The following is a 6628-nucleotide window of genomic DNA, read 5'->3' on the forward strand; positions in this document are numbered from 1 at the left end:
TACTGAGATCCATGATATTGAGAATACGATTCTCGGTGTGGATGCCACTGGAAATATCAAACGTATTCGGGATGTGGGCACAGTGATAGACGGTTACGAAACCCCCTCCAGCTATTCCAGGTATCAGGGCAAGAATAGTGTCACCTTGTTGATCACCAAACGACCGGGTGCTCATATAGTTGAGGCTACTGAAGCCATCGAAGCTACCGTAAATGAACTTGCCAGGAATTTTCCACAAGGAATGCAGCATGCCTACACGGCCAGGCAAGCCACAGATATAGAAAAACAGAACAGCCAACTCAACCAGAATGCCGCCTGGGGGATCCTTTTTGTGATCCTGGTTCTGTTGGCGGGCATTGGTTTAAAAAATGCCCTAATCGTGTCTCTGGCTCTGCCTTTTGCTCTCATGTCATCGTTTCCTCTGATGGTTTTGTTCGATGTGGATCGAACCGGCATTTCCATGTTCGGGCTGATCATCGTTCTCGGTATTGTGGTGGATGGGGCGATCATTGTGGCTGAATCAAGTTACCGTCACATGGAAGAAGGATTAAGTCGCAGAGCTGCTTCGATCCAGGCCATTGATGAGGTGGGTATTCCCATTATGACCTCAGTCTTGACCACCATGGTAGCTTTTGCACCTATCATTTACATGGCAGGTACCATGGGGCAGTTCCTTTCAGTCATTCCAAAAGTTGTCATTTTTACGTTGGTTGGAGCCTTTTTGGCCGATCATTTTCTCATTCCAGTTCTGGCATCGAAATTAATGGTGGTGACCAAAAGAGCGGGGATGCTTAGCGGGGAGTGGAGTGGTAAACGCTTCTATACCCGTTTGGTCGGTTGGGCGTTACGGCATCGCTGGACAGTTGTATTTGGTATTACCGTTGTATTCTTTATGTCCATTGCGGTTGTGGGAATATCTGCGCTGAGTGACACGAAGTTGGTGAAATTGCAGATCTTTCCAAAAGTACCCAAACCCAGGATTATAATCGATGTAAAAACGCCAGCCGGGAGTCAGTTGGATTACACAGATGCGGTAATCAAAGATCTTGAAACCTATTTGCAGACCTTTGCCGAAGTGGATCGCTTTGTATCCACTGTTGGGGAAAGCGGGGTTCAAAATGTGCGTATTGCTCAAGGGGGTGGCAAAGGATCTGAGATCGGTCAAATAAATGTTGATTTGGTGGGCAATGAAGAGCGCGAGCTATCAGTTGAAGAATTGATTGCGGTCATGGATGCTGACCTTTCCCGAATACCAGGGGTGGATTTTACTATTCAGCCCATTCAGGAAGGCCCGCCAGTTTCCAGCAACGTGATCATCGATATCAGTGGTGATGATCTGGAAGCAATCGGTTTTGTGGCGGAACAAGTCAAGCGTGATATGGCCACCATTGAGGGTGCATTGAATGTGAAATCCAGTCTGGGAGTGCGTCGAACTGAATTTCAAGCCCATGTTGATCATGATCGGGCAGCCAGCTATGGACTTTCCAGCCAGGAGATCAGCAACACGCTGGCTGCAGCCATGATCGGTCTGGAAGCCACCACCTATTCTGATGGGCTGGATGACATCCCGGTAGTTGTGCGCTTGGCCACCGAAGGGGATGATGCTGTTGATGCTATTCGTAACCTGAATATCATGAACCAGATGGGTAAGATGATTCCTTTTGAAAATGTAGCCTCTCTTGTGTTGGGAAGTAGCGAAACTCTGATCAAGCATAAGGATTTCAAGCGAAACATATCGGTTTCCTGCGATCTGGCCAAGGGTATTGATGCCACGGATATTCGTCGTCATATGAATCCCTATTTAGCCACTCTGGCAGTACCGGGTGGTGTTACCGTTGAGTATGGCGGTATTGAGGATGAAGCCATGAAGTCATTTTCCAGTCTCGGACGCTCCATGATGATTGGATTTATTGTAATCATGATCATCCTGAGTGCCCAATTCCAATCGGTAAAACAGCCCTTCATCATTGCTCTGGCTATTCCTCTTTCATTCATCGGAGTTGTATTTGGTCTCATGGTTACCCGCGTGCCTTTTGGAATTATGGCTTTCTTTGGAGTGGTAGCTCTCATGGGGGTGGTGGTGAATGATGCCATTGTGCTGATGGCCTATGTAAATAATTTGAGACGCGGAGGTATGCAGGTTCGGGAAGCTTTGATCAAAGCCGGTCGGAATCGTTTACGCCCCATTATCCTGACCACGGTGACTACTCTGGCCGGTATGATCCCGTTGAGTTTGAATTTGGCTGGTGGTGCCGAGTACTGGAGACCTCTGGCTGTGAGTTTGATCTTTGGGTTGGCTATATCCTCATTTTTAACCCTGATCGTGGTGCCAGTCTTGTACTCCCTGATGGAGAGCCGCCAAGAGCGAAAGCAATTGGCAAGCTCCGGGTGATCTAGCAAACAATTAAACTGGCGGCAGATAGTCGCGCGAAACCAATGTCCTTTGCTGGGGTACTATTAAGGTGGCAGCGATTAGTCGTAAAAATGATGCTACTTAAGTAATCATTTTCAAATATCCACTTTACCAGAGGCCATCTGTAGATGGCCTCTATCATTTCAAGTGGCTGAGACACAACTGTATTATTTGTTAAACTGGAACACAGTTTATATTCACGCCATGATATGACCAATCAGATCATTTTTTCAAACAGTTTGGAGTTAGAGTATGCGATCATCTGGAGACCCGGTTATCGGTAAAGCACTATTGCAAAAGATCCGCTCGGATTTTATCGGGATCGATACCCCCTATAAGAATGTCACCGGTAAAACAACACCGCGCATTTACCTGGATTCTACAGCCAGTTCACTCATGCTGCGTCCTGCAGCCAGAATTACGGATGACTTTTTGACTCATTATTCCAATACCCATAGTAAACTTCACCATAGCGCCCATATTTCAACGGCAGCATACGATTGGGCTCACGAGCGAATCCTGTCTTTTTTAGGTGCGGATCCGGATATCTACACCTGTTTCTTTACTGGTGCTGGTACTACCTCAGGGATCAATCGCCTGGCTCGTGTGTTCAGGGATCTCCAACCTGATAAGGACACGGCTATCATCTCGATCATGGAGCATCATTCAAATGATCTGCCTCACCGTAAACACATGCGGAAGGTGATCCACGTTCCGGTAACCGGCCTGAATGAAAATAAAATGTGTATCAGTCTGCCCGAGCTTGAATCAGCCTTGAAAAAAGGTCAGGGTCGCATTAACTATGTATCTATAACGGCTGTGAGTAATGTGACCGGTATTATCAATCCCATTCATAAAATCGCTCGATTGGCTCATCAATATGGCGCTTTGATCATGATCGATGGTGCCCAGAGTGCTGCTCATTTGCCAACTCGGCTATTTCATGCTGAAGATCCTGAAGCCAGTATCGATGCCTTCGTTTTTTCTGGTCACAAAACCTATACACCAGGTTCTCCCGGAGTGGTGATTGCCCGGATGGATCATCTGAGTAAAATTGAGCCGGAAGAAGTAGGCGGCGGGATGGTTGAGCGGGTTTTGGAGAAACGTTATCAGGTTAAAAGTGAGTTCCCGGATCGGGAAGAGGCTGGTACTCCCAATATCCCTGGTGCTATTGCTCTGGCCACAACCATCGAGATCTTGGATCGTATTGGAATGAAGACTCTATTTAAGGAGGAGGATGAAGTTCTGACTGGTGCCCTGACAGTCATGGGGCAGATCCCTGAGATAACAGTATATGGGGGTACCGATACGGAAGCATGTCCTCGGGCTGCCTCAATTTCCTTTAATGTTCAAGGTCTGGATCATGGATTGGTAGCGGCTATCCTAAATGATTATTTTAATATTGCAGTCCGGAATCAGTGTTTTTGTGCTCATCCTTATGTTAAGGAAATGATGTCTGATGATCTGGAGGAAGTCTTTGGGATCATTAATTTTGGTGACATGAGTCCTGAGTTTATGCGTAAAGCAGGGATGGTAAGGGCTAGTTTTGGTTTGTACTCGACTCATCAGGATGTTGAAGCTCTCGTGGCCGCTCTAAAAGATATTATCAAAAATGGTGACCAGTACGCAAAACAGTATGATATCAACAGTGATAATGACTACATTCATAAAACATATCGATTGCAGCATGACGAAATATTTGATGTAAAACGGGCTGTGGATGAATATTTGAGTTAGTGAGCGTTTCCGAACCCTGAGTGATCTGAGTGTAGCGAAGATCGTATCGAAGAAGGGTGGTAAGTTGACTTTACCGGATTCTGAGTGACAGTCTTTTTAATCGAACGATCTATTTTAATAGTAATAATTTGCCATTTGAGGTCTGTTGACTTCCTGAAACAGTAAAGAAATAGGTTCCGGACTCTACCTGCCTGCCCTGGTCATCCTGACCCTTCCAGCGTAACCGGTGTGACCCGGCTTGTGCGTTAAACAGGGTTGTCTGAAATACGACCTGCCCCAGTGTATTGTAAATAGCTAATTCCAGATCTCCTGTATGATCCAATTGTGCCGGAATGATGGTTGACCCATTAAAGGGATTCGGGTAGGCTTTGATCAGCTCAGATCGAGTCGGAATGTTATCGGATTCAGGAATTTCACTTAGATCCAGTACATCTAGCACTTCAGTACTGCCATCGGCCTTAAGAATAACCAGATATTTGTTGGACAGTTCGATCCAGGGAATCAGAGCCAGATCGCCTGTGGGTGGAGGGGTACTCATGATCGCCCGATGATTACTGAGCTCGAGGTACCAGGGTGGCTCCAGTTCATTACTGCCATCAAAATAACAAATATCTGCTGCAGGTGAACTCCGATACCCATATAGATCAACACCATCAGTAAAGAGAAAGTTCTTTATCTCACCAGGTGCTTCATTTTCCAGGATGATCAAGGCTTGTTGGATCCCGATCTCGATATTGCCCCATTCCTCAATATTTTTCATGATCCAGAAAAAGAATAGTTCTGAATCTACAACTGCATCCCAACCATCACCATCCCAGGGACCTTCACCGTAAGTCTGGGGTGGATGATCTTCAAGCCAATCATTGCCGACAAGCACCCTTAACTCATCTTTATCCATGTCACCATTGTGCGCAAAACTGAAATGTTGACCGGTTGAATCAGTAAATATAAAAGGATGAGGATTTTGAATACCTTCAGCGCCCGATGTGGATTGACGCAAGTGTCCCATCAGTATCGATATCATTTCCGGACTAAGCACTGTGAAGGCTTGCTGGTAATACATCTCATCATCGAATGCGCTCATCTCTGAACGAACCGCTTGCACCTGGATCGCGCTTTCAGATGTAGAGAAACTGGTCATGGCCCAACCGTCCCTGTTATTATAGGGCCAGCTGCCCGAACCACCCTGAAGCCGGAGTTCCTCTAGCTCTTCAAGTAGATAGGGATGAAAATTATGCAGTGAATCCAGCCCACCCAGTGATTCGCCTGGCAGGGCTATTACTCCCAACATACGACAGGGGAATACCGGGTTTGCCAGGAGCAGTATGAGGGTTAGAAAAGTTATGCCGACTTGCATGGAAAAAAGATAGCTAAGAATCACGCTGAGAAAAGGGATTGCTGGGTCTTGTTTCTAAGGACGGTCAGGCTGGTACCCCATTTACGTGGTTGTCTCAGGGCATGACAGGAGTATTTTCGCGGCAATGAATGAATTTTACCCAGCTAAATATGAACCTGCAGTCTGGCTTCCCAATCCCCATTTTCAAACGATCTATGCTTCCCTGCTGATGTTTGCTCCGCTGCCAGCGTATCGTCGGGAAATAATTGATTTGCCAGATCATGATGTTATCGCAGCGGATTGGCTGGATGGGGAAGAGGGACAGCCGTTATTTATCCTGGTGCATGGGATGGAGGGCAGTTCTGAGAGTAATTATGCGCGTCTGTTGATGAACGCCTGTCACAAACTGGGTTGGAATGGGGTTGTTTTGCACATGCGCAGTTGTGGGGGATTGCTCAACCGTCGCCGAAATTTCTATCATGCCGGGTTTTATCAGGATATTGAATATTTTATCGATGAGTTGCTTCCTCGAAGGGGCATTTCAGATGAGCAGTATCTTGCTGGCATCTCTCTGGGTGGCAGTCAGGTAGCTCATTACCTGGCAAAAGGACAAGCTCGGAAACACGTGAAGGCAGCCGCCATGATCTCCACACCTCTGGATCTGAAAGCCTCTGCTGACTACATGCAGACCGGATTTAATCGCTTGTATGTTCTCAAATTCAGAAATAGTCTTTTAAAAAAGGTTCAGGCTAAGGCGGATATCATTGGGAGCCAGGATCTGGCTGGCGATCTGGCCGCAGCCCGCAGCTTCTGGGATCTTGACAATGCAGCCACTGCGCCATTGCATGGGTTCAGGGATGCAGCCCATTATTATCAGGAGATGAGTGCCATAAAATGTTTGCATGACATTGCAATTCCCTCACTTTATCTGGCTTCCCGGGATGATCCATTTATTCCAGAAGAGTCCATGCCGAATGGAGCCGCGCAGTCAGATATGGTTCAATCAGTTCTAACAGATCAAGGAGGACATGTAGGGTTTGTGGATAGATCAGGAAAATCCTGGATGGTTTCTACTGTTTTTGAGTACTTTTTAAGATTTAAGATAGAAAATGGAAAATGGAAAATGGAAAATAGAAAATAGA

At 46.4% G+C, this 6628-nt stretch carries 4 protein-coding genes; 3 read left to right on the forward strand and 1 reads right to left on the reverse strand.

Features of this window, described 5'->3' with window-relative positions:
- Positions 1-2392 (forward strand): efflux RND transporter permease subunit (locus tag U9Q77_03215; GenBank protein MEA3286374.1); only part of this gene is annotated, 2392 nt, incomplete at its 5' end.
- 273 nt (positions 2393-2665) lie between these two features.
- Positions 2666-4150: an aminotransferase class V-fold PLP-dependent enzyme gene (locus U9Q77_03220; GenBank protein ID MEA3286375.1), complete on the forward strand. Its 1485-nt coding sequence runs from the start codon at positions 2666-2668 to the stop codon at positions 4148-4150.
- A 109-nt stretch (positions 4151-4259) separates the two neighbouring features.
- Here U9Q77_03220 and U9Q77_03225 read toward each other — a convergent pair whose 3' ends face one another.
- Entirely contained in the window at positions 4260-5507 is a 1248-nt protein-coding gene (locus U9Q77_03225) for a FlgD immunoglobulin-like domain containing protein (GenBank protein ID MEA3286376.1), read from the reverse strand.
- A gap of 124 nt (positions 5508-5631) precedes the next feature.
- Here U9Q77_03225 and U9Q77_03230 point away from each other — a divergent pair, with 124 nt between their 5' ends.
- A complete protein-coding gene (locus tag U9Q77_03230) occupies positions 5632-6627 on the forward strand; it encodes an alpha/beta fold hydrolase (GenBank protein MEA3286377.1) in 996 nt (331 codons plus the stop codon).
- Position 6628 lies beyond the last annotated feature (1 nt).

Source organism: Candidatus Neomarinimicrobiota bacterium, from assembly GCA_034716895.1.
Lineage (GTDB): Bacteria > Fidelibacterota > UBA8477 > UBA8477 > JABMPR01 > JABMPR01.

Bases quoted from the DNA above. Each gene is read 5' to 3' on its own strand.
- U9Q77_03220 (MEA3286375.1), top strand. From the start codon at position 2,666: ATGCGATCATCTGGAGACCCGGTTATCGGTAAAGCACTATTGCAAAAG.
- U9Q77_03225 (MEA3286376.1), bottom strand. From the start codon at position 5,507: ATGCAAGTCGGCATAACTTTTCTAACCCTCATACTGCTCCTGGCAAAC.
- U9Q77_03230 (MEA3286377.1), top strand. From the start codon at position 5,632: ATGAATGAATTTTACCCAGCTAAATATGAACCTGCAGTCTGGCTTCCC.